The organism is Pseudomonas sp. BN417 (genome assembly GCF_029871205.1).
In the GTDB taxonomy this organism is placed as follows: domain Bacteria; phylum Pseudomonadota; class Gammaproteobacteria; order Pseudomonadales; family Pseudomonadaceae; genus Metapseudomonas.
In genome coordinates this window covers 1-23768 of record NZ_SSOJ01000019.1, presented here as the reverse complement: position 1 = coordinate 23768, position 23768 = coordinate 1, and the positions used below count along the sequence as shown (strand labels likewise).

General features: G+C 67.8%; 19 protein-coding genes and 1 riboswitch. Of the genes, 11 read left to right on the top strand and 8 right to left on the bottom strand.

The window, feature by feature from the left end; genetic code table 11:
- Positions 1–738: 738 nt before the first annotated feature.
- The 7 genes from kdgD (at position 739) to E8F11_RS00865 (ending at position 9989) form a co-directional block, all read left to right on the top strand.
- A complete protein-coding gene (gene kdgD, locus E8F11_RS00895; RefSeq protein ID WP_280286924.1) occupies positions 739–1650 on the top strand; it encodes a 5-dehydro-4-deoxyglucarate dehydratase in 912 nt (303 codons plus the stop codon).
- 21 nt (positions 1651–1671) lie between these two features.
- On the top strand, positions 1672–3114 hold the full coding sequence (locus E8F11_RS00890) for an aldehyde dehydrogenase family protein (RefSeq protein WP_280286922.1): 1443 nt from the start codon (positions 1672–1674) through the stop codon (positions 3112–3114).
- Between the two features lie 76 nt (positions 3115–3190).
- Entirely contained in the window at positions 3191–4462 is a 1272-nt protein-coding gene (locus E8F11_RS00885) for a glucarate dehydratase family protein (protein WP_280286921.1), read from the top strand.
- An 87-nt stretch (positions 4463–4549) separates the two neighbouring features.
- The gene (locus tag E8F11_RS00880; RefSeq protein ID WP_280286920.1) at positions 4550–5923 is read left to right on the top strand and encodes an MFS transporter; all 1374 of its coding nucleotides are present in this window, start codon (positions 4550–4552) and stop codon (positions 5921–5923) included.
- Between the two features lie 19 nt (positions 5924–5942).
- Positions 5943–7289 (top strand): glucarate dehydratase, encoded by a 1347-nt coding sequence (gudD, locus tag E8F11_RS00875; RefSeq protein ID WP_280286919.1) that lies wholly within the window; start codon positions 5943–5945, stop codon positions 7287–7289.
- A gap of 176 nt (positions 7290–7465) precedes the next feature.
- Positions 7466–9022, top strand: a complete 1557-nt coding sequence (garD, locus tag E8F11_RS00870) for a galactarate dehydratase (protein WP_280286918.1) — start codon at positions 7466–7468, stop codon at positions 9020–9022.
- A gap of 28 nt (positions 9023–9050) precedes the next feature.
- Positions 9051–9989, top strand: a complete 939-nt coding sequence (locus tag E8F11_RS00865) for a 2-hydroxyacid dehydrogenase (RefSeq protein WP_280286917.1) — start codon at positions 9051–9053, stop codon at positions 9987–9989.
- A gap of 227 nt (positions 9990–10216) precedes the next feature.
- On the opposite strand, the gene E8F11_RS00860 is transcribed toward E8F11_RS00865, so the two are convergent.
- The 7 genes from E8F11_RS00860 to cobG form a co-directional block, all read right to left on the bottom strand.
- The gene (locus E8F11_RS00860; protein ID WP_280286916.1) at positions 10217–12631 is read right to left on the bottom strand and encodes a TonB-dependent siderophore receptor; all 2415 of its coding nucleotides are present in this window, start codon (positions 12629–12631) and stop codon (positions 10217–10219) included.
- A gap of 241 nt (positions 12632–12872) precedes the next feature.
- A complete protein-coding gene (locus E8F11_RS00855; RefSeq protein ID WP_280286915.1) occupies positions 12873–13838 on the bottom strand; it encodes a FecR family protein in 966 nt (321 codons plus the stop codon).
- Positions 13835–14335, bottom strand: a complete 501-nt coding sequence (locus E8F11_RS00850; RefSeq protein ID WP_280286914.1) for a sigma-70 family RNA polymerase sigma factor — start codon at positions 14333–14335, stop codon at positions 13835–13837. Before E8F11_RS00850 ends, E8F11_RS00855 begins: the two co-directional genes overlap by 4 nt.
- Before the next feature lie 179 nt (positions 14336–14514).
- Positions 14515–16164: a precorrin-3B C(17)-methyltransferase gene (gene cobJ, locus E8F11_RS00845; protein ID WP_280286913.1), complete on the bottom strand. Its 1650-nt coding sequence runs from the start codon at positions 16162–16164 to the stop codon at positions 14515–14517.
- Between the two features lie 90 nt (positions 16165–16254).
- Positions 16255–17007, bottom strand: a complete 753-nt coding sequence (locus E8F11_RS00840; RefSeq protein WP_280286912.1) for a precorrin-2 C(20)-methyltransferase — start codon at positions 17005–17007, stop codon at positions 16255–16257.
- Positions 17004–17630, bottom strand: a complete 627-nt coding sequence (locus E8F11_RS00835) for a precorrin-8X methylmutase (RefSeq protein WP_280286911.1) — start codon at positions 17628–17630, stop codon at positions 17004–17006. The genes E8F11_RS00840 and E8F11_RS00835 overlap by 4 nt, the downstream gene beginning before the upstream one ends.
- Positions 17627–18919 (bottom strand): precorrin-3B synthase, encoded by a 1293-nt coding sequence (cobG, locus tag E8F11_RS00830; RefSeq protein ID WP_280286910.1) that lies wholly within the window; start codon positions 18917–18919, stop codon positions 17627–17629. Before cobG ends, E8F11_RS00835 begins: the two co-directional genes overlap by 4 nt.
- A gap of 110 nt (positions 18920–19029) precedes the next feature.
- Positions 19030–19224: riboswitch (cobalamin riboswitch) on the bottom strand.
- An 81-nt stretch (positions 19225–19305) separates the two neighbouring features.
- On the opposite strand from cobG, the gene cbiE reads away from it, so the two are divergent.
- The 4 genes from cbiE to E8F11_RS00810 all read left to right on the top strand — a co-directional run bounded on the left by cbiE (position 19306) and on the right by E8F11_RS00810 (position 23182).
- Complete coding sequence (gene cbiE, locus E8F11_RS00825; RefSeq protein WP_280286909.1) at positions 19306–20508, top strand: precorrin-6y C5,15-methyltransferase (decarboxylating) subunit CbiE; 1203 nt, start codon at positions 19306–19308, stop codon at positions 20506–20508.
- A gap of 144 nt (positions 20509–20652) precedes the next feature.
- A complete protein-coding gene (locus E8F11_RS00820) occupies positions 20653–21750 on the top strand; it encodes a cobalt-precorrin-5B (C(1))-methyltransferase (protein ID WP_280286908.1) in 1098 nt (365 codons plus the stop codon).
- Positions 21747–22478, top strand: coding sequence for a cobalt-precorrin-6A reductase (locus E8F11_RS00815; protein ID WP_280286907.1), 732 nt, complete (start codon positions 21747–21749; stop codon positions 22476–22478). The genes E8F11_RS00820 and E8F11_RS00815 overlap by 4 nt, the downstream gene beginning before the upstream one ends.
- A complete protein-coding gene (locus E8F11_RS00810) occupies positions 22475–23182 on the top strand; it encodes a (2Fe-2S) ferredoxin domain-containing protein (protein ID WP_280286905.1) in 708 nt (235 codons plus the stop codon). The genes E8F11_RS00815 and E8F11_RS00810 overlap by 4 nt, the downstream gene beginning before the upstream one ends.
- 111 nt (positions 23183–23293) lie before the next feature.
- On the opposite strand, the gene E8F11_RS00805 is transcribed toward E8F11_RS00810, so the two are convergent.
- A partial coding sequence (locus E8F11_RS00805) for a VWA domain-containing protein (protein WP_280286904.1) occupies positions 23294–23768 on the bottom strand: 475 nt, incomplete at its 5' end.

Sequence of the window (23768 nt, the reverse complement as noted above, 5' to 3'; positions counted from 1 at the left end):
CATCCATGCCGCTCGTCCCCCTGCGCAACGCTTCCGCTCGGCCTGCTGACGGGGCAGAGTCGCAGCCCACCTCTTCTGCACAGGTTCAGGCAATGAGCAGGCGTCAGGATTACCGCGTCCTGTCAGGCGCGAGTCACCCCTCGCCCTCCGGGGCGAAGAGGCACGCTGTCGGAAGCACCGCTTCCGGTGCCGATGAGCGACTGAGCGTGGGGCGCAGGGCGGGGGCCGGGGGAGAGGGAGGTATCAGGCCGGTGCGCAGGTTTGAAAGGTCCGTGCTAGACGCTTCTATTCGGTGCTGCAACAGCTAACGCAGACATAGCCAAGCGCAATGTGCCGAGGCCTGTGGCGATCCCGGGCTCGCGCGGCGGGAGGAGGGCAAGGCGAAGCTTTTTCTCTCGGGGCAGTTGTCCTACAAGATTTGTTGTTATATGTTGTCGTACAACTTATTCGGATCGTCGCGAACGACCGGTGGTGTCGTCCTGGTCAAAAGACCTGGCTGCGCTGCAGTCGTCCGCGCAGCCGTCGACTCATCCAACACCCAGCTAAGCCGGGGCCATAGGCCAGGATTACGGTGTATCCAGGCATGGAAACGGATAGGGCGCCTCAGGCTTCGATAGCGGGCGATGAGCGCACAGGAGGATGAACGGCGGTTGGCAACCTCTTAAGTTGTACGATAACGTATCTCTCAATCCGGAATGCTCCGGTGTTACTCAAACCGCTTCGCAGGGTGCTCGAATAATGAATCCACAAGAACTCAAGTCCATCCTCTCCTCCGGGCTGCTGTCCTTCCCCGTCACCGACTTCGACGCTGCCGGCAACTTCCGCGCCGACACCTACGCCCGTCGCCTGGAATGGCTGGCTCCCTACGGTGCCTCGGCGCTCTTCGCCGCGGGCGGTACCGGTGAATTCTTCTCCCTGGCGCCGGATGAGTACTCCGCCATCATCAAGACCGCCGTCGACACCTGCGCCGGCAGCGTGCCGATCCTCGCCGGCGTCGGCGGCCCGACCCGCCAGGCCATCCAGTACGCGCAGGAAGCCGAGCGCCTCGGTGCCAAGGGCCTGCTGCTGCTGCCGCACTACCTCACCGAAGCCAGCCAGGAAGGTGTGGCTGCCCACGTGGAGCAGGTCTGCAAGTCGGTGAACATCGGCGTGGTGGTCTACAACCGCAACGTCTGCCGCCTGACCCCGGCGCTGCTGGAGCAGCTGGCCGAGCGCTGCCCGAACCTGATCGGCTACAAGGACGGCCTGGGCGACATCGAGCTGATGGTCGCCATCCGCCGCCGCCTTGGCGACCGCTTCAGCTACCTGGGCGGCCTGCCCACCGCCGAGGTCTACGCCGCGGCCTACAAGGCCCTGGGCGTGCCGGTCTACTCCTCCGCCGTGTTCAACTTCATTCCGAAGACCGCCATGGACTTCTACAAGGCCGTTGCCGAAGACGACCACGCCACCGTCGGCAAGCTGATCGATGACTTCTTCCTGCCCTACCTGGAAATCCGCAATCGCCGCGCGGGCTATGCCGTCAGCATCGTGAAAGCCGGCGCGCGTATCGTCGGCCATGACGCCGGCCCGGTCCGCGCTCCGCTGACCGACCTGCTGCCGGACGAGTACGAGCGCCTCGCCGCGCTGATCGACGCCCAGGGCGCGCAGTGATCCGCAACGAGGAGAAGGCTCGTGACTGAAAAACGCTACGACAACTACATAGGCGGGGAATGGGTGGCCGGCACGGGCTACTCGCGCAACATCAACCCCTCCGACCTGAGTGACTGCCTGGGCGAATACGCCCAGGCCGACGCCGCCCAGGTGGCCCAGGCCATCGAGGCGGCCCGCGCGGCTTTCCCGGCCTGGTCCGTTTCCGGTATCCAGACCCGCGCCGACGCCCTGGACAAGGTGGGCAGCGAGATCCTTGCCCGCCGTGAGGAGCTGGGTACGCTGCTGGCGCGGGAGGAGGGCAAGACCCTGCCCGAAGCCATCGGCGAAGTGAGCCGGGCCGGCAACATCTTCAAGTTCTTCGCCGGCGAATGCCTGCGCCTGGCCGGCGAGGTGCTGCCCTCGGTACGCCCCGGCGTGTCGGTGGAGGTCACTCGTGAACCTCTGGGCGTGATCGGCCTGATCACCCCCTGGAACTTCCCCGTCGCCATTCCCGCCTGGAAGATCGCCCCGGCGCTCGCCCACGGCAACTGCGTGGTGTTCAAGCCCGCCGACCTGGTGCCGGGCAGTGGCTGGGCCCTGGCCGAGATCATCTCCCGCGCCGGCTTCCCCGCCGGGGTATTCAACCTGGTGATGGGCAGCGGCCGTGTCGTCGGCGAGGCCATGGTCAACGACGCCCGCGTCGACGGCATCAGCTTCACCGGTTCGGTGGGCGTCGGCCGCAGCATCGCCGCCACCTGCGTGGCCCGTGGCGCCAAGGTTCAGCTGGAGATGGGCGGCAAGAACCCTCAGATCATCCTTGACGACGCCGACCTCAAGACCGCCGTCGAGCTGTCGGTGCAGAGCGCCTTCTACTCCACCGGCCAGCGCTGCACCGCCAGCAGCCGCCTGATCGTCACGGCCGGCATCCACGACCGCTTCGTCGAGGCCATGGCCGAGCGCATGCGCGGCATCCGCGTCGGGCATGCCCTGCGCAGCGGCATCGACATCGGCCCGGTGGTGTCCCAGGCCCAGCTGGAGCAGGACCTGCGCTACATCGACATCGGCCGCGACGAAGGCGCGCGCCTGGTGGCCGGTGGCGAGCGGGTGAGCTGCGACACCGAGGGCTACTTCATGGCCCCCGCGCTGTTCGCCGACAGCGAGGCGGGGATGCGCATCAGCCGCGAGGAGATCTTCGGCCCAGTGGCCAACGTCATTCGCGTCGCCAGCTACGAAGAGGCGCTGGCGCTGGCCAACGACACCGAGTTCGGCCTTTCCGCCGGCATCGCCACCACTTCGCTCAAGTACGCCAACCACTTCAAGCGCCACGCCCAGGCCGGGATGGTCATGGTCAACCTGCCCACCGCCGGCGTGGATTATCACGTGCCGTTCGGCGGTCGCAAAGGCTCGTCCTACGGCCCGCGCGAGCAGGGTCGCTATGCCCAGGAGTTCTACACCACGGTGAAGACCAGCTACATCGGCGCCTGATCCAGCGCGGGGGAAATGGATGCCCCCGCGAACCCTTATGGACTACCGGCATAAAAACAAGCACAGGTAGGAATTCATGAAGATCAAACGAGTCAGAGTCACCCCCATCGCCTTCCGCGATGCGCCGCTGCTCAATGCCAGCGGCATCCACGAGCCTTTCGCGCTGCGCTCGATCATCGAAGTGGAAAGCGATAACGGCTACGTCGGCCTCGGGGAGAGCTACGGCGACGCCCCGGTACTGGCCGTCCTCACGGCCATGCAGGACAGCCTGGTGGGCCTGGACCCCTTCGACCTCAACGGGCTGCGCGCGCGGGTCATCAAGACGGTTGCTGACCTCGGGCCGGCGAAGGCCGGTGCCGAGCTGGCGCCCGGCTCCCATCCGAGCAAGCAGGTGGCCAACGCCTATTCGGCCTTCGAGGTCGCCTTCCTCGACCTGCAGGCGCGCTCGCTGAACATGCCCCTGGTGGACCTGCTGGGCGGTGCCGTGCGCACCGAAGTGCCCTTCAGCGCCTACCTGTTCTTCAAGTACGCCGAACACATCGACGCGCCCTACGCGCCGGACTCCTGGGGCGAGGCCCTCTCCGAAGAACAGATAGTCGCCCAGGCCGCGCGGATGATCGAAGCCCACGGCTTCCAGAGCATCAAGCTGAAAGCCGGCGCCCTGGCGCCGGAGCATGAAGTAGCCTGCATCAAGGCGCTGAAGAAGGCGTTCCCGAACCATCCGCTGCGCATCGACCCCAACGGCAACTGGTCGCTGGACACCGCCTTGCGCATGGCCGAATTGCTGGGTGACGACCTGCAGTACTACGAAGACCCCACCCCCGGCCTGGAAGGCATGGCCGAACTGCACAAGCGCACCGGGATGCCGCTGGCCACCAACATGGTGGTCACCGACTTCGACGAATTCCGCCGCAGCGTCGCGCTGAACAGCGTGCAGATCGTCCTCGCCGACCACCATTACTGGGGTGGCCTGCGCGACACCCAGGTACTGGCGCGGATGTGCGACACCTTCGGCCTGGGCGTCTCCATGCACTCCAATTCCCACCTCGGCATCAGCCTGATGGCCATGACCCACGTGGCCGCCGCCGTGCCCAACCTCTCTTACGCCTGCGATACCCACTACCCCTGGCAGGAGGAAGACGAGGAAGTCATCAAGGGCGGCAAGCTGCCGATCCGCAATGGCTGCGTCAGCATCACCCGCGCGCCGGGCCTGGGTGTGGAACTGGACCAGGATCAGCTGGCCAAACTTCATGAGCAGTTCTTGTCCATCGATATCCGAAGTCGCGACGACGCACGGCAGATGCGCAAGTACGACCCGGCCTGGAAGATCACCAAGCCGAGGTTCTGAAGCCGGTCCGCTGCCTGCGGCATGCAACACGACACGCGCGGCCCGCCGCGCGAACTCTTCGACAAGAACAATTCAGAGAGAAGAATCATGGGCGAAGTACTGAAGCAAACCCGTGTGCGTTACCTGATCCTGCTCATGCTGTTCCTGGTGACCACGATCAACTATGCAGACCGCGCCACCATTTCCATCGCCGGCTCCGCCATTCAGAAGGAGCTCGGCATCGACGCCGTCATGCTCGGCTACATCTTCTCCGCCTTCGGCTGGGCCTACGTGCTCGGCCAGATTCCGGGCGGCTGGCTGCTGGATCGCTTCGGCTCCAAGCGCGTCTACGCCTTCAGCATCTTCACCTGGTCGGTGTTCACCCTGCTGCAGGGCTTCGTCGACATGGTGCCGATTGCCTGGTCGGTGGCGACCCTGTTCATGCTGCGTTTCCTGGTGGGCTTCGCCGAAGCGCCATCCTTCCCGGGCAATGCGCGCATCGTCGCCGCCTGGTTCCCCACCGCCGAGCGCGGCACTGCTTCGGCGATCTTCAACTCTGCCCAGTACTTCGCCACCGTGATCTTCGCCCCGCTGATGGGCTGGATCGTCCATAGCCTGGGTTGGGAGCATGTGTTCATCGTCATGGGCACCATCGGCATCCTGTTCTCCGGGGTCTGGCTGAAGTTCATCTACAACCCCAAGGAACACCCGCTGATCAACCAGGCCGAGTTCGACCATCTGGCCAGTAACGGCGCCCTGGTGGACATGGACCAGAACCGTCGTCTGCCGGGCAACGGGCCGAAGTGGGAGCACATCAAGCAACTGGTGAGCAACCGCATGATGGCCGGCATCTACCTGGGCCAGTTCTGCATCAACGCGCTTACCTACTTCTTCCTCACCTGGTTCCCGGTGTACCTGGTGCAGGAGCGTGGCATGACCATCCTCAAGGCGGGCATCATCGCCTCCCTGCCGGCCATCTGCGGCTTCATCGGCGGTGTGCTCGGCGGCGTGCTGTCCGACTGGCTGTTGCGTCGCGGCCATTCCCTCAGCGTGGCGCGCAAGACCCCGATCGTCTGCGGCATGCTGCTGTCGATGACCATGATCCTGTGCAACTACGTGGATGCCGACTGGATGGTGGTGGGCTTCATGGCCCTGGCGTTTTTCGGCAAGGGCATCGGCGCCCTCGGCTGGGCGGTGATGTCGGATACCGCGCCCAGGCAGATCGCCGGCCTCGCCGGTGGCATCTTCAACACCTGCGGCAACCTGTCGTCCATCACCACCCCGATCGTCATCGGCTACATCATCGCCAGCACCGGCTCCTTCAAGTGGGCCCTGGTGTTCGTGGGGATCAACGCCTTCCTCGCCGCCTTCAGCTACCTGTTCATCGTCGGCGAAATCAAACGTGTAGAGCTCAAGGGCGTAAAGCCCGAACCTGAAGCCAAGGCAGCCGGCGAAGCGCCCGCCGCCAGCCCGGCCCGTTAATGAGAAGAAGGACTGCAAGATGACTCAACAACACCTGCCCAGCGGCACCCCGCGCATCACCGAACTCACCGTGGTACCGGTGGCCGGCCAGGACAGCATGCTGCTCAACCTCAGCGGCGCCCACGGCCCGTACTTCACCCGCAACGTGGTGATCCTGAAAGACAACGCCGGCAACGTCGGAGTCGGCGAAGTGCCCGGTGGCGAAGCCATCCGCCAGACCCTGGAAGATGCCCGCGCGCTGCTGGTGGGCCAGTCCATCGGCCACTACCAGCGCCTGCTCAACCAGGTGCGCCAGGCCTTCGCCGACCGCGATTCCGGCGGCCGCGGCCTGCAGACCTTCGATCTGCGCATCGCCATCCACGCCGTCACCGCGCTGGAGGCGGCCCTGCTCGACCTGCTCGGCCAGCACCTCGGCGTGCCGGTGGCGGCGTTGCTCGGTGAAGGCCAGCAGCGCGACGAAGTGGAGATGCTCGGCTACCTGTTCTACGTCGGCGACCGCAACAAGACCGACCTCGACTACCGCAGCGAAGCCGAGGCCGACGACGCCTGGTTCCGCCTGCGCAACGAGGAGGCGCTGACCCCGGAAACCGTCGTGCGCCTGGCCGAGGCCGCCCACGCGCGCTACGGCTTCAATGACTTCAAGCTCAAGGGCGGCGTGCTGCGCGGCGAGGAAGAGATCGAAGCGGTGACCGCCCTGGCCGAACGCTTTCCCGAGGCGCGCATCACCCTCGACCCCAACGGCGCCTGGTCCCTCAAGGAGGCCATCGCCCTGTGCCGCGACCAGCACCATGTGCTGGCCTACGCCGAGGACCCCTGCGGCGCCGAGAACGGCTACTCCGGCCGCGAGGTGATGGCCGAGTTCCGCCGCGCCACCGGCCTGCCCACCGCCACCAACATGATCGCCACCGACTGGCGGCAGATGGGCCACGCCATCTCCCTGCAGTCTGTGGATATCCCCCTGGCCGACCCGCACTTCTGGACCATGCAGGGTTCGGTGCGCGTCGCGCAGATGTGCAATGACTGGGGCCTGACCTGGGGCTCGCACTCCAACAACCACTTCGACATTTCCCTGGCCATGTTCACCCACGTCGCAGCGGCGGCGCCAGGCAAGATCACCGCTATCGACACCCACTGGATCTGGCAGGACGGCCAGCGCCTGACGAAGGAGCCGCTGCGCATCGTCGGCGGCAAGGTCAAGGTGCCGGAGAAGCCAGGCCTGGGCGTCGAACTGGACATGGACGAGCTGGCCCGTGCCCACGCACTGTACAAGGCCAAGGGCCTGGGCGCGCGCGACGACGCCATCGCCATGCAGTACCTGGTGCCGAACTGGACCTTCAACAACAAGCGGCCGTGCCTGGTGCGTTAGTCGGGGGGTGGGAGCGATTTCAATCGCGAATAAATTCGCTCCCACAGATGTAGGGTGGATATGGCTTTTCATATCCACCATCGCCGCCGATGCCACCTCCGATGGTGGATCGGTGAAGCGTGATCCACCCTACCCAGGTCTGAAGTACAGACAACAGAACAACAACGGAGTCAGCCATGCAGTTGATCCAACACCAGGACTCCCCGCGCCATGTGCGCCTGCACCCGGACGACAATGTCGCCATCGTCGTCAACGAGCAGGGCGTGGCCGAAGGCGGCCAGTTCCCCGATGGCCTGGTCACCCCTGAAGCCATTCCCCAGAGCCACAAGGTCACCCTGGTGGACATTCCCGCAGGCGGCGCTGTCCTGCGCTATGGCACTGTCATCGGCCATGCCCTGCGAGCCATTCCCCGTGGCAGCTGGGTGCGCGAGGAGCTGCTGAGCATTCCCGAGGCGCCGGGGCTGGACCAGCTGCCCATGGCCACCGCCGTGCCGCCGCCCATGGCGCCGCTGGAAGGCTACACCTTCGAAGGCTTCCGCAACCCGGACGGTAGCGTCGGCACCCGCAATATCCTCGGCGTGACGACCACGGTGCAGTGCGTCACCGGTGTGCTCGACCACTGCGTCGACCGTGTGCGCGAGGAAGTCCTGCCGAAGTATCCCAATGTCGACGACGTGATCGCCCTGACCCACAGCTACGGCTGCGGCGTGGCCATCAATGCGCCAGACGCGGTGATCCCGATCCGCACCCTGCACAACATCGCACGCAACCCCAACCTCGGCGGCCAGGCGCTGGTCATTGGCCTGGGCTGCGAGAAGTTGCAGGCCGAGCAGCTGATGCCCGGCGACGCCCTCACCGCCGGCCAGGACGAGGAAGCCTGGTTGTTCCGCCTGCAGGACTCGGCCAGCGGCTTCGCCGGCATGGTCGAGCAGATCATGGGCATGATCGAGGACCGCCTGAAGGTCCTCGACCAGCGCCGCCGGGAAACCTGCCCGGCCTCGGAGCTGGTGCTGGGCATGCAGTGCGGCGGCAGCGATGCCTTCTCCGGGGTCACCGCCAACCCGGCCCTGGGTGTGGCCGCCGACCTGCTGGTGCGCGCCGGTGCCACCGTGATGTTCTCGGAGAACACCGAGGTGCGCGACGGCATCCACCTGCTCACCCCACGCGCGGCGACGCCAGAGGTGGCCCGGGCGCTGGTGCGGGAAATGGACTGGTACGACCGCTACCTCGCCCGGGGCATGGCCGACCGCAGTGCCAACACCACGCCCGGCAACAAGAAGGGTGGGCTGAACAACATCGTCGAGAAGGCCATGGGCTCCATCGCCAAGTCCGGCAACAGTGCCATCGCAGGCGTGGTCGCCCCTGGCGAACGGGTGCGCGGCAAGGGCCTGCAGTACTGCGCCACCCCGGCCAGCGACTTCATCTGCGGCACCCTGCAGCTGGCGGCGGGGATGAACCTGCACGTCTTCACCACCGGCCGCGGCACGCCCTACGGGCTGGCCATGGTGCCGGTGGTCAAGGTCTCCACCCGCACCCAACTGGCCGAGCGCTGGCCCGACCTGATCGACGTCGATGCCGGGCGCATCACCACCGGCCGGGTGACCCTGGAAGAACTCGGCTGGGAGCTGTTCCACTACTACCTGGATGTCGCCAGCGGCAGGAAACACACCTGGGCCGAAGTGCACCGGCTGCACAACGACCTGACCCTGTTCAACCCCGCTCCGGTAACTTGAGTTACCCGTAGCGAACTGGAGACGCCGGATGGAACCCAGGATTCTTCATGTCGGCCCGTTGACCGAGCGCTTCAACCAGCGCCTGGCCTGCGAGTACGACGCGCAGCAACTGTGGAAGCAGGGCGATGCCCTGGCCTTCCTCGATGAGCACGGCGGGGCGTTCGAGGTGGTAGTCACCTCCGCACGTTTCGGCTGCTCCGCCGCCATGCTCGAGCGCCTGCCCAATGTCCGCGCCATCTGCAGCTTTGGCGTCGGCTATGACGCCATCGCGGTGGAACCGGCGCGCCAGCGCGGCATCCAGGTGAGCTACACCCCGGACGTGCTCAACGACTGCGTCGCCGACCTGGCCATGGGCCTGCTGATCGACTGCGCGCGGCGCATCAGTGCGGCGGACCGCTTCGTCCGCGCCGGCCTCTGGTCTGCCGGTCACTTCCCGCTGGCGCGCAAGGTCAGCGGCAAGCGCCTTGGGATAGTCGGCCTCGGCCGCATCGGCAAGGACGTGGCGCGGCGCGCCGGCGGCTTCGACATGCCGGTGCGCTACCACAACCGCCGCGCAGTTGCTGATTCGCCTTATGGTTTCGAGCCGGACCTGTTGGCGCTGGCGCGCTGGGCCGACTTCCTGGTGCTGACCTGCCCCGGCGGAGGCGCCACCCATCACCTGATCTCGGCGGCGGTGCTCGACGCCCTGGGGCCGGAGGGCATCCTGATCAACGTCTCGCGTGGCTCGGTGGTGGATGAACAGGCCCTGGTCGCGGCACTCACTGAGGGCCGCCTGGGCGGTGCCGGCCTGGATGTGTTCGAGGCCGAGCCGCGGGTGCCGGAGGCGCTATATGGCCTGGACAATGTGGTACTGGCGCCGCATATCGGCAGTGGCACCATTGATACCCGCCTGCAGATGGAGGAACTGGTGTTCGCCAACCTGCGGGCCTTTCTCGACAAGGGCGAGGTACTGACCCCGGTGCTCTGAACCGCCCAACCCGATAGTGGTGGCTGCCTTGCGCGGCCCCCTATGCGGAGCCCCTGCCACAAGCGAGGCTCCGGTTACTCCCCACGAATTGAACTGCAGCTTCGCAGTGACGGCGCACCACGAGTGCGCCGTTTTTTTGCGGGCGGGAAATCTGGTGCGCACGGCGCACCCTACGCGGAGATCGTGCCCGGTAGGGTGCGCTGTGCGCACCTCATATTGCGTGGGCGTCAGAACTGATAGCTGAGCGTCGCCGTCACGTTGCGCTTCTCGCCGAAGTAGCAGAAGTCCAGGCTATAGCAGGACGCCACGTAGTCCTCGTCCAACAGGTTATTGGCGTTCAGGCTGAGGTCAAGGCCTGGCATACCCAGCTTGCCGAGGTCGTAGCCGATGAGGGCGTCGACCAGGGTGTAGGAGGGCACGTGCAGGGTGTTCTCCTTGTCCGCCCAGGTCTTGCCGACGTAGCGCACGCCGAGGCCGGTGTGCAGGCCGTCGAGGGCGCCGGCGTTGAAGCTGTAGTCACCCCAGATGGAGGCCATGTGCTCGGGCGCCTGGTTCGGGGTATTGCCCTGGTTGCCGTCCAGCGACTTGGCGTAGGTGATGTCGGTGTAGGTGTAGCTGGCCAGCACCTTGAGGTTCTCGCTGACCTGGGTGTGGGCTTCCAGCTCGATGCCCTGGGAGCGCACCTCGCCCACCGAGGTGAAGAAGTTGTCCTGGGGCAGCTTGGAGGCGACGTTCTGCTGGGTGATGTGGAACACCGAGGCGGTGTACATGCTGTTGCTGTCTTGCGGCTGGAACTTCAGGCCGGCTTCCCACTGCTTGCCCTCGGTGGGTTCCAGGGCCTTGCCGGCGGCATCCGAGTAAGCGTTCGGGTTGAACGACTCGGAATAGCTGATGTAGGGCGCGATGCCGTTGTCGAACAGGTAGAGCACGCCGGCGCGGCCGGTGAACTTGCTCCACTGCTCGTCGCTCTTGGTGTTGGTGGTGCGGTTCTCGTCGGAGACGTCCACCCAGTCCTGGCGCACGCCAAGGGAGAAGCGCCAGCGGTTGAGGTCGATCAGGTCCTGCATGTACAGGCCGGTCTGCTCCAGGCGGCGGGTGTGGTTGTCTTCGCTGAGGAAGGTCAGGGTCTCGTTGACGTACACCGGGTCGAAGGCGTCAAGCGGCGTGGAGACGCCCGAGGTCCAGTCCACATGGGTCTTGCGGCGCTGGTAGTCGAGGCCGGTGAGCAGGGTGTGGCGCGCGCTGCCCCAGTCGAATTCGGCCTGCACCATGTTGTCGATGATGTAGGCCTCCAGCTCCTCGCGGGCGCCGGTGAAGTAGCGGTTCAGCTCATTGCTGTCCGGCGCGGTCCAGCCGTAGCCGTAGACCTGGGACAGGTCGACGTCGGCGGAGAGGTAGCGGACGTTCTGCCGCGCGGTCCAGACCTCGTTGAAGCGGTGTTCCAGCTGATAGCCGAACATGCGCTGGGTGCGGTCGAAATCGTCCAGCCCGGGTTCGCCGTCGAAGAACTCGCGATCGATGCGCCGGCCGTTGTGCTGGAGCAGGCTGCCATCGGCCGGCACGCCACTGTGATAGCCGCCGTTAGGGTCGTGCTGCAGATAGCCCTGGAGGGTCAGGGTGGTGTCTTCGCTGAAATCGATGGCCAGGGTCGGGGCGATGGCGTAGCGCTCGTCCTTGGTGTGATCGAACTGGGTGTCGCCGCCCTTGCCGAGGCCCACCAGGCGGTAGGCGATGCGCTTCTCGTCATCCAGCGGGCCGCTGAAATCGAAGCCGACGCCTTTCTGGTTCATGTTGCCCACCATGGCCTGGAACTGGTGGTAGTCCTCGTACAGCGGCTTCTTGCTGGTCAGCGCCACCAGGCCGCCCGGCAGGCTGCGGCCGTAGAGCACCGAGGAGGGGCCCTTGAGCACGTCGATGCGCTCGAGGAAGTAGGGATCGATCTGCATCGAGCTGAAGGTGCCGCTGTCCCCCATGGTCTTCAGGCCGTCGAGGTAGATGTTGTCCACGCTGTTGTCGGCGAAGCCGCGCATCACCACGTAGTCGTAGCGGTTCGAGGCGCCCACCTGGCCGGTGAAGATGCCGGGGGTGTAGCGCATGGACTGCTGCACGGTCTTCGAGCCCTGGTCGTCGATCTGCTCGCGGGTGATCACCGAGACGCTCTGGGAAGTTTCCATCAGCGACTTGCTGGTCTTGGTGGCGATCTGGCTGTGGGTGGCCAGGTAGCCGTCCTCGCTGCCCAGCGCGTTGCCCAGGGCGAACACCTGGGTCGTCGGCACTTCCAGCGCGCTGCCGGCCGGTACTTCGCGCAGCACGAAGCTGCCGCCGCCGAGGTTCTCCGCTTGCAGCGAGGTGCCGCCGAGAAGCTGGGCCAGGCCGGCTTCCACCGACCAGCTGCCGTTCAGGCCCTGGGTGCTGAGGCCACGGGTCTGCGCCGGGGTGGCGGATAGGTTGATGCCGGCTTCGCGGGCGAAGCGGTTCAGCGCCTCATCCAGGGCCCCGGCGGGAATGGCGTAGCTACGGCTGGCGACAGCGGCCGCTTCTGCGGCGATGGCGCCGGCGGGCAGCACCGGGGCGGCGAGGCCGGCACAGAGCAGGGCGCCACGAATGGCGAAGGCGAGGCGGGAAGCGCGTGGTGCGGTCATGGATGCATCCGTGGGGATCGGCAAAGGTTAATGGGATTCATTCCCTTGCCGGGGCGGGTGGAAAAAACCGCCAAAAAATCTTGAAGATCGGTGGAATGCCTGTTGAGGCATCAGATTTGTGGGGGCGAATTTATTCGCTGAGGGCAGCGCAGCTGCCCCTTGGGCAATCCCAAAGGCAGGCCTGCGGCCTGCATAGCGAATGAATTCGCCCCCACAGGAAGAGCGAGGCCCTGCCGGGTTGTCAGGCCCTGGCCTCCACCGTCACCCACCAGCGCGTGCGGTAGTTCAACTGCACGGGCAGGGTGCGCGGCAGCAGGGCCAGCAGCTTGTCGGTATCGTCGAGGCGGAACACCCCGGACAGGCGCAGGTCCCGGATGCTTTCGGCGCAGGCCAGGCGGCCGTTGCGATAGCGCGAGACTTCGGCGAGGAAGTCCGCCAGGCGCATGTCGCGGGTGACGATCAGGCCCTCGGCCCAGGCGCCGGCTTCCATATCCAACTGAGGCACCGCCAGGATGCCCGTGCGGGACAGGTCGAAGCTCTGCCCGGCCTCGGCCATCTGTCGAGACAGGCCGCTTGCCGGGCTCAGCGCCACGCTGCCCTGCAGCACGCTGACACGCGAGGCGCCCTTGCCCTGGCGCAGCACGAAGCGCGAGGCCCGGGCCTCCAGCAGGCCGTGGTCGGTGCGCACACGCAGGGGCAGGCCCTGGGCCGGGCCGCTGACCAGGATTTCCCCGCGCCGCAGGTCGAGCAGCCGCTGCTGCGCACCGAAGCGGATATCCACCGCCGAGTCGGTGTTCACTTGCAGGCGGGTGCCGTCGGCCAGGTCCAGGCTGCGGCACTCGCCAGTGGCGGTGGCCAGGTTGGCGGTCAGGCGCTCCCAGGGCGTGATGTCGCGGGTCAGCCAGAGCGCAGTACCCGTCACGGCGGCGCCGGACAGCAGCTTCAGCGCCTGCCGCCGACGCAGCTTCGCGCGGGCATTGTCCAGAACCGCGCTGGCGCCGGGCATGGCTTTCAGGCCCACCCCCAATTCACGCTCGAGTTGCTGCACCCGTTGCCAGGCCAGTTCGTGGTCGGCGCTGAGTCCGCGCCAGTGCTCGCAGGCTCCTTGCAGCTCGGCATCGCCGTTACCGCGCAGGCGCACCATCCAGTGGATGGCCTGGCGCACCACCTGCTCGTCGGGAGCTGCGGCTTTGCCCGGGGCGCTCATTCGTCGAACCGCAGCAGGTAGCACTGGTAGAGGGCGTCAGCCACATAGCGCTCCACCGAACGCAGGGAAATGCCCATCTGCGCGGCGACTTCCTTGTGGGTCAGGCCTTCGCACTGGGCCAGCAGGAAGGCGGTGCGCGCCTTGGGCTTGAGGCGGTCGAGCATCAGCGCGATGCGTTCCAGCAGTTCAAGGATCAACTCACGGGACTCGGGCGAGGGCGCTTCGGCCTCGGGCAGCAGGGCCAGGGCTTCGAGGTAGGCGCGTTCCAGTTCCTCGCGGCGCCAGTGGTCGATCACCAGGCCGCGGGCCACGGTGCGCAGGAAGGCGCGCGGGGTGCGCAAGTCGAGGCTGTCGCTTCTGCCGAGCAGGCGCAGGAAGGTGTCCTGGGCCAGGTCGGCGGCATCGGCGGCATTGCCCAGCTTGCTGCGCAGCCAGTTCTTCAGCCAGCCGTGATGCTCGCTGTACAGCGCCTGGACGGTGAGGTGGGGAGACGACATGAGGGCCACCGCGAGATGCGATAACAAATGAAAATTAGTCGCATTTTCATGATGCGCCGGGGCTTTTGCAACCTCGGTCGTGTGTCGTCTCCGATACAAACGTCGGAATTTTTCCGCACGCGGTGGGGTTCGCCGGTGGGCTGAAGCCTACCGGCGGCAACTGGCCGTGTAGGTCGAGTTCAGCGATACCAGCGCGGCGTGTACACCCAGTCCTCGCCATTGCCCCTGGGCACGCGGCGGGTCAGGGACGAGCCGATGATCACCAGGGTGCGCATGTCGACCTGCTCCGGGGTCAGGTCGCCCAGGCTGGTGAGGGTCAGCTTCTCCGCCGGACGGCCGATGTCGCGCCCCAGCACCACCACCGTTTCCGGCGTGCGATGGCGGGCGACGATTTCCAGGGCGCGACCCAGTTGCCAGGGGCGTGCCCGGGATATGGGGTTGTAGAAGGCCATGGCCAGGTCGGCGGCGGCAGCGTGGTCGAGGCGCTGCTCGATCACGTCCCAGGGCTTGAGGTTGTCCGACAGCGACAGCAGGCAGAAGTCATGGCCCAGCGGTGCGCCGGCCTTGGCAGCGGTGGCGAGGGCGGCGGACACGCCGGGGAATACCTGCAGCTCCACCCGCAGCCAGTCCGCGTCACGGGATTCGTCCAGGGCTTCCAGCACGGCGGCGGCCATGGCGAACACGCCGGGGTCGCCGGAGGACACCACCACCACGCGGCGGCCGCTGGCCGCCAGTTCGAAGGCGTGGCGTGCGCGTTGCAGTTCCTCGCGGTTGTCGGTGCAGTGCGCCACCTGGTCGGGGCGCAGCGGGCCGGCCATGCGGATATAGGTTTCGTAACCCAGCAGGTCCTCGGCCTCGTCCAGCGCCTGGCGCGCGGCCGGCACCATGAACTCGGCGGCGCCGGGGCCGAGGCCGACCACCGTCAGGCGGCCGCGCGGTTGGCCGATGCGGGCCGGTTCAAGCGGCGCGGCGGCGAGGTAGAGGCGAATGCCGTCCAGTTGCTGGTGCAGGGGCGGCAGGGTGTTGTCGTCGGTGATGAAGCGCAGCGGCACGTCCAGTTCCGTGGCCACGTCGCGGAGTCCGGCATCGGTCATGCGTTCGCGATCCGCCAGCAGGCAGGCCAGGGACAGCGGCGCCAGGCCGGCGCTGGACAGCGCCTGACGCACTGAGTCGCAGCTGGCGGTGCCATCGATCCGCGCCACGGCCACGCGGGGATGGATCAGCAACTCGTGGCGCTGCGCCGGGCGCTCTTGCGCGGTGATGTGGATAATCCGCTGCGCCTCGTCGGCCAGCGGCAGGCGTGCCGCCTCCAGCCAGGGTGCGTCGCCTTGCACGCGCACCGTCTCACCGCCCAGCAGGTCGGAGACGAAGCGCTTGCCCTGTTCGATATCGGCCAGGGCGTAGCCCGCCGGCGGGTCCAGCAGGCAGGTGCCGAAACGCAGTTCGCCGCTGGTGGTGATGGCCGGCGCCACGTCCAGGGCGGCGGCGATCTCCCGCGCCATGCGGTTGACCCCGCCCAGGCCACCGAGCAGCGGCACCACCGCGCTGCCGTCTTCGGCCAGGGCCAGCACCGGCGGCTCCGCGCCCTTGCTCGCCAGCAGCGGCGCCAGGGTGCGGATGACGATGCCAGCGGCGCACAGGGCGATGATCGGGGTATCGCTGCGGTAGAGACTGCGCAAGGTCTCGCCGAATTCGGCGTAGCTCTGGTCGGCGCCTTCCACCCGTTGCTCCAGGCCGAGGATGCGCGCCTGTGGATAAAGCGCCTGGATGCGCCGGGCCGTGGCCAGGCCGCCATTGCCGAGCAGGACGATGGCCGGTGGGTTATGCATGGTCGAGTTCCACAGGTAGGGTGCGCCGTGCGCACCGGGAGCCATTGGTGCGCGTGGCGCACCCTACGAACAGGGGCATCTCGCGCAGCATCAACCCCTCCACTTCTCGCCTGGGATGACGATCATCGAGAAATAGGGCGAGGCCATGGGGTCCACCTCGTCCAGCGGCACGATGCGCTGGTTGGCCATGGTGGCGCGCTCCACATAGTGCGCGCGGCCGGCGATACCGAGCTCCTGAAGCACCCGGCGCACCTTGTCGAAATTGCGGCCGAGCTTCATCACTACAGCGGCTTCGGCGTCGCGCAGGCGGTCCTTCAGCTCATCCTCGGGCAGCACGCCGGAGAGCACCGAGAGGCTCTGGTTGCGGTACACCAGCGGTACGCCGAGCACCGCCGCGCTGCCCAGCATGGAGCAGACGCCCGGCACCACTTCCACCTCGTAGCGGCTGGAAAGGCGGTCGTGCAGGTACATGTAGGAGCCGTAGAAGAAGGGGTCGCCTTCGCAGATCACCGCCACGTCGCGGCCGGCTTCCAGGTGCCGGGCCACCTGCTCGGCGGCGGTGTCGTAGAAGTCGCTGATCACGGTCTCGTAGGACAGTGGCGGTTCCAGTTTCTCGGTGGTCACCGGGTAGACCAGCGGCATGCGTTGCTGGGTCTCCGCCAAGTGCTGCTCGATGATGCCGAAGGCGTTGCCGCCCTGACCCTGGCTGGCCTTCGCCTTGGCCACGAAGTAGCCGACCACGGGCGACGCTTGCAGCAGGCGCAGGGCCTTGACCGTGATCAGTTCCGGGTCGCCGGGGCCGACGCCCAGGCCAATCAGCCGTCCTTTGCCGGAACTCATCATTCCACCTCCGTGGCGAGGGCATTGACCGCCGCCGCCGCCATGGCGCTGCCGCCGCGACGGCCGCGCACTATCACGTAGGGCACGCCGCGGCTGTCGGCGGCGAGCATTTCCTTGGATTCCGCCGCGCCGACGAAACCCACCGGGAAGCCGAGGATCAGCGCCGGCTTCGGCGCGCCCGCATCGAGCATTTCCAGCAGGTAGAAGAGCGCGGTAGGGGCGTTGCCGATCACCACCACGCTGCCTTCCAGGTGTTCGCGCCAATGCTCCAGGGCGACCGCCGAGCGGGTGTTGCCGAGTTCGCGGGCCAGCTCCGGGACGCTGGGGTCATTCAGGGTGCAGACGACCCGGTTGTTCGCCGGCAGGCGTGCGCGGGTGATGCCCTCGGCCACCATGCGCGCGTCGCAGAGGATCGGCGCACCGGCGGCCAGGGCGGCCCGGCCGGCGAAGCCGGCACCGGGGGAGAAGCGCAGCTCGTCGACCACGTCGACCATGCCGCAGGCGTGGATCACCCGCACCGCGAGCTTTTCCAGGTCGGCGGGAATGCCGGCGAGGTTGGCCTCGGCGCGGATGATGGAAAAGGAGTTGCGATAGATCTCCTGACCATCGCGGATGTACTCGATCATTTGGGGGAACTCCAGGTGTCAGGAGAGGCGGCCAGCCATTCGCCGGCCTCTTGGATGCTGAGGTCGCGCGCCAGCAGCCGGCCGAAGCCGGCGCCACCGCGCTGGTAGAGGTCGTAGCGGCCTGGGCCCGCGGCCAGCAGGGTCAGCGGCGCCACATGGGCGGCGGCGCAAGAGCGCGGGCAGCCGCTGAGGTGCGCCACCGCTCCGGCTGGCAGCAATGGGGCCAGTGCCAGGGCATCGGCCTTGGTGTCGGCCAGGCCCTTGGCGCAGCCGGCCGAGCCGGTGCAGGCGATCAGCCGCGCCAGCGGCTCGCGGGCGTCGGTGGTCAGGCCAAGGTTCCGGATGGCGCGAAGGCAGGCGTCGGGATTCCGGGAGTTCGGCAGCAGCACGGATTGCCAGGGCGTCAGGCGCAGGCTGCCATCGCCCTGGGCATCCGCCAGTTCGGCCAGGGCGGTGAGCTGTGCCGAATCCAGGCGGCCCAGGGCAGGTGCGCCGCCGACATGGCGCTGGCCGTTGATGCCCAGGTGGGCAAAGGCCTGCGGGGCAGGGCGGCGCCAGTCGCCAGCGGGCAACAGGGGCCGGTCGAGGCGTTGCTGCAGGCGCAGCAGCAGGTCGCCTTCCGGATGCCCGGCGAGCAGGTGGCGCATGCGCGTCTGCTCCGGTGTCGCCAGTTCGAGGAAGAGGTCCAGCAGGGCTTCCACCAGCGCCGGCACCTGGGCGCGACGCACGGCGGCCAGGGCGGGCGCATCGCCGATCGATTGCGGCGGGCAGCCGGCGAGGCCGAAGGCGAACAGGGCGTCCTCGCCCCGGCCCATGGCCGCCAGCCAGATATCGTGGGGGTGTTCCAGCATCGCCATGGCTTCGCCGCCGTCCAGCAGCAGAGCGAACTTGGGCGACAGGGCATGGAACTTCGGCTTGCCCTGCAGCAGGGCGAGCAACTGGTCGGCCAGCGGCGAGGTATCCACAGGGGCGGATGTGTCGAGCCCGGCGAGGGGGCTGACCATCAGGTTGCGCACATCGTCGGCGCCAGGCGTGTCCGCGCCCAGGCCAGCGGCCAGCAGGGCCTCGATCAACGCCTGCTCGGCGCCGGCGCGAACGCCGCGAATCTGCAGGTTGGAACGGTTGGTGGCCTCGATCAGGCCGCTGGCATGGGCGCTGGCGGCAGCCGCCACGGCACGGGCCTGTGCCGCACTCAGGCGGCCGCAGGGCAGTTTGATGCGGCAGATGCCGCCGTCCTTCGCCTGGACGATGCGCAGCAGCCCGGGGCAGGCCGAGGGGCGAACGGACATGACTGTGGGCTGGGCGTGCTTCAACTGGTCACCATGGTTGGCGTCGCGGCGACCCGGTTTCCCTGCGTCAGGGAGAACGTTGCACCGATACACCCCGCTCGATGCGTACACACGCGACTGGTCCCATCGGCAGGTCTCCTGGCTGGCAGGTCGTCATCCTCTGCGGCCTTCCCGATTTGCATCAGTGGCCTCGATTGCATGGACTCGCTGCTTACAGTTGCGGGGGCAGCCACGGCTCGACCGTGTTCCCTCTTAGGCTGGAGCTTGTCAGGTGAGCGCCAGCGACCGATGAAGGGCGCTATTATGCCCGCTTTGCCCGGACCTATGAAAAGGCTGCCTGTCGGAAGCCGAATGGCCCTGGCGTTTTCGGAAATGAGGACGGTGCAATGCAGCCCTGGCTGACGGTGGTGGGAATAGGCGAAGACGGCTACGCCGGCCTGGGCAAGGCCGCGCGCCATGCCTTGCTCGGCGCCGTCGAAGTGGTCGGCGGCCCGCGCCAGCTCGACCTGCTGCCCCACTGCATCCGCGCCCGCCGCACGCCCTGGCCCAGCCCCTTTTCCCTGGCGCCGGTACTGGAGAAGCGTGGTACGCCGGTCTGCGTGCTGGCCAGCGGCGACCCCATGCTGTTCGGCGTCGGCGCCAGCCTGGCCCGTCAGGTCGCGAGCGAGGAAATGTGCGTGATCCCGGCACCGTCGTCCTGTTCCCTGGCCGCCGCCCGTCTGGGCTGGCCGCTGCAGGAGGTGACCCTGTTGTCGCTGGTGGCCCGGCCCCTGGCGGCGCTCAATGCCCATCTGCATGCCGACGCGCGCCTGCTGGTGCTGAGCAACGACGGCGGCAGCCCGGCGGCCATCGCCGCGCTGCTGGCCGAGCGCGGTTTCGGCCCCAGCCGCCTGACCGTGCTGGAGCACCTGGGCGGCGAACGCGAACGGCGCATCGACGGCATCGCAAGTGACTGGTCCCTGGCTGACGCAGCCGACCTCAACCTGGTGGCCATCGAATGCCGGACCGGCGAAGGCGCCCGGGCGCTGCCGCTGACCAGCGGCCTGCCCGACGACGCTTTCCGCCACGATGGCCAGCTGACCAAGCGCGACGTGCGCGCCATCACCCTGGCGCGACTGGCGCCACGGCCGGGCGAGCTGCTCTGGGACGTGGGCGCAGGGTGCGGCTCCATTGGCATCGAGTGGATGCGTGCGCACCCCCGCTGCCGCGCCATCGCCATCGAGGCCAATGAAGGTCGCCAGGGGCATATCCAGCACAACCGCGATGCCCTCGGCGTGCCCGCCCTGCAACTGGTGGCTGGCCAGGCCCCGGCGGCGCTGGAAGGCCTGCCCGCACCGGATGCCATCTTCATCGGCGGCGGCGTCACCGAGCCTGGCGTGCTGGACAGTTGCTGGCGCCAGCTCAAGCCTGGCGGCCGGCTGGTGGCCAATGCCGTGACCCTGCAGAGCGAAGCCACGCTGGTGGCCTTCCGCGAGGCTCACGACGGTGAACTCACCCGCATCGCCATCGCCCAGGCGCAGCCGCTGGGCGGCTTCGACACCTGGCGCTCGGCGCTGCCGATTACCCTGCTGGAGGTGGTGAAGCCATGACTCCGGCGCTGCTTTTCTCCCCTCGCCCTTCAGGGAGAGGGGCTGGGGGAGAGGGGCCGATGCCCGCCACCGAGCGAAGATTACCCCCTCTCCCTAACCCTCTCCTCCAAGGGGGCGAGGGAACTTGTCCGAGCGCTGCTGAACATGCGTGACGAAACCCCCGAACAACCCGCGCCCCTGCGCAGCGGCTACACCACCGGCAGCTGCGCCACCGCCACCAGCCTGGCGGCGGCGCGCCTGCTGCTGGGCGGGGCGGTGCTGGACGCAGTGGAGATCACCCTGCCCAAGGGCCAGCAGGTGCTGATGCGCCTGGAGTTCTGCCGGCTGATCGAGGGCGGCGCCGAGGCCGGCACCCTGAAGGATGCCGGCGATGACCCGGACGTAACCCATGGCGCCCTGATATACGCCGAGGTCCGCCTGGCCGCCGAACCCGGCGTGCGCTTTCACGCTGGTCCCGGCGTCGGCACCGTCACCAAGCCGGGCCTGACCCTGGCGGTCGGGGAGCCGGCGATCAATCCGGTGCCGCGACAGATGATGACCAGCCACCTCACCCAGCTCGCCGCCGAGCGCGGCTATGCCGGCGGTTTCGAGGTAACCATCTGCGTGCAGGGCGGCGAGGAGCTGGCGTTGAAGACCATGAACCCGCGCCTGGGCATTCTCGGCGGGCTGTCCATCCTCGGTACCAGCGGGATCGTCCGGCCGTTCTCCTGTTCGGCCTACATCGCCTCCATCCACCAGGGTATAGACGTGGCCCGTGCCAACGGCTTCACCCATCTCTCCGCCTGCACCGGCAATGCCAGCGAAGACGCCATGCGCCAGCGCTACCACCTGGACGACACCGCCCTGATCGAGATGGGCGACTTCGTCGGCGCCGTGCTCAAGCACCTGCGCAAGGCGCCGGTGGACAAGCTCAGCCTGTGCGGCGGCTTCGGCAAGATCAGCAAGCTCGCCGCCGGTCACCTCGACCTGCACAGTCGCCATTCCAGCATCGACTTGCCGCAACTGGCCGCCTGGGCCGGCGAGATCGGCGCCTCACCCGAGCTGCAACAGGCCATGCGCGAAGCCAACACCAGCCAGCAGGCCCTGGCCTTGGCAAGCAGGGCTGGCGTCCGGCTTGGCGATGCGGTCTGCTCGCGCGCCCTGGCCTTCGCACGCAAGATAGTTCCGCCCCAGGTGGTCCTCGAAGTCTTCGCCATCGACCGCCAGGGCAACATAGTCGGCGAGGCGCTGGAGCACCGATGAAACGCATCCTCCTGCTGGGCGGTGTCAGCGAGGCGCTGGCCATCGCCCGCCGGCTCGGCCCTGACCACATCTACAGCCTGGCCGGACTCGGCAAGGTGCCCGAGGACCTCGCCTGCCAGGTGCGCGTCGGCGGCTACGGTGGCGCCGAGGGCCTGGCGCGTTTCATCGCCGAGCAAGGCATCGACCTGCTGCTGGATGCCACCCACCCCTATGCCGCGCAGATCAGCCACAACGCGGCGGCTGCCGCAGCGCTCGCCGGCGTCCCCTGCTGGGCCCTGCGCCGCCCTGGCTGGCAGGCCGGTCCCGATGACGACTGGCGCGAGGTGGTCGACTGGGGCGAACTCATCGGGGCCCTGGCGCCTTTCCATCGGCCCTTCTTCACCCTTGGCCGCGAGCCCCTGGAGCACCTGCAGGAAATCCCCGCACACCAGCACTGGACGGTGCGCTGCCTGCAGAGCCTGCCCGGCACCGAGCGCGCGGAGGTCATAGGCGCGCGCGGCCCCTTCGATCTCTCCGGCGAGCGCGAGCTGTTCGCCCGCCTGCGCAGCGACGTGCTGATCAGCAAGAACAGCGGCAGCCAGTCCACCGAGCCCAAGCTGCAGGTGGCCCGTGAACTGGGGCTGCCGGTGCTCATCCTGAAACGCCCCGAGCTGCCGCCCGTGGCCCGCGAATTCGCCTCCGTCGAGAGCCTCTGGCCGGCCCTCACGACCTACCTGGAATCCCCATGAGTACAACCCCCTACGCCCGTGTACTGTTCGCCGGGCCGGACCTTGGCGAAGGCTCCTTCGCCGAACTCTTCCGCCGCCAGCTCGTCGCCCTGCGCGGCGACGCGGCGCTGGCCGACCTGGTGGATACCAGTTCCGGCTACGACGGCCTCTGGCAACGGGTGCAGCAAAGCGAACGCCCGCTGCTGGTGATCGACCTCGACCCGCAATCCAGCAGCCAGCACCTCGACTGGCTGCGCAGCGAACTGGGCAAGCTGGAGGCGCCCGAGCAGCTCTTCGCCGCCAGCCTGCTCGGCCAGTACGACGCCGACCCGGCCAGCGCCGCCTGCGCCCTGGTCGGGCGCCCTGAGCTGCATCTGGCGTGCGTCGGTGTAACGCAGCTGCCGGAGCACCATTCCTGGTCCTGCATCCCGCCCCATGCCCGCCGCCTGCTGCTGTGCAACGGCCCCCGCTGCACCCGCCGTGGAGCCCTGCCGCTGTGGAAGGGCCTGCGCGAGCAACTCAAGGCCGCCGGCAAGCTGGAATGCGAAGGCGGCGTGCACATCACCCGCACTCAATGCCAGTTCCCCTGCGACGACGGCCCGACCGCGAGCCTGTATCCGGAAGGGGAGTGGTACCGCATACGCACTACCGAGGATGTGGCCAGGCTGGTGCAGGAACGCATCGTCGAAGGGCAGCCGGTGCCGGAGTTGTTGATGCGGTCGTAGCACGGGCGAGCCCAGCGATACCCATGAGGTCTGTCAGATGGGTATCGTTGCACTCCACCCATCCTTGGGGCCGCTGCGCAGGATGGGTGGAGCTCCGCGATACCCATCGATTCACAGCTCGGAGATGCCCCGGTACTCGGCGCCCAGCTCTTCCGCCAGCTTCTTGGCCCTACCCAGCCTGACCGGCCCCCCCTCGATATCCACCAGCAGCGCCGGGCACCCCAGCGGCTCCAACGCTGGCCAGTCCTTCAATCGCCCATCGGTAATGATCAGCAGGCGCTGCTGTTCCGCCGGTTTCTGTCGTTGCCGGCGTTCCAGCCAAATGCCGGCCTGTTGCAGCGCTTCGATCAACGGGGTGCCGCCGCCGGCCCCGAGTTCGGCGAGCCAGTGGTGCAGAGCGGGGGAGGCCTTGCCGCCTTGCCAGAGCCACTTCGGTTGGCGTCCGGTAGCGTGGAGTACGGCAAGGCGTGCGCGCTGGCGGTAGGCGCTTTCGAACAGGCCGGCCAGCAGGCCCTTGGCCTGGGACAGTGAACCGTGGCGGCGGGTGGAGGCGGAGGCGTCCACCAGCACCAGCCAGAGTTCGTCG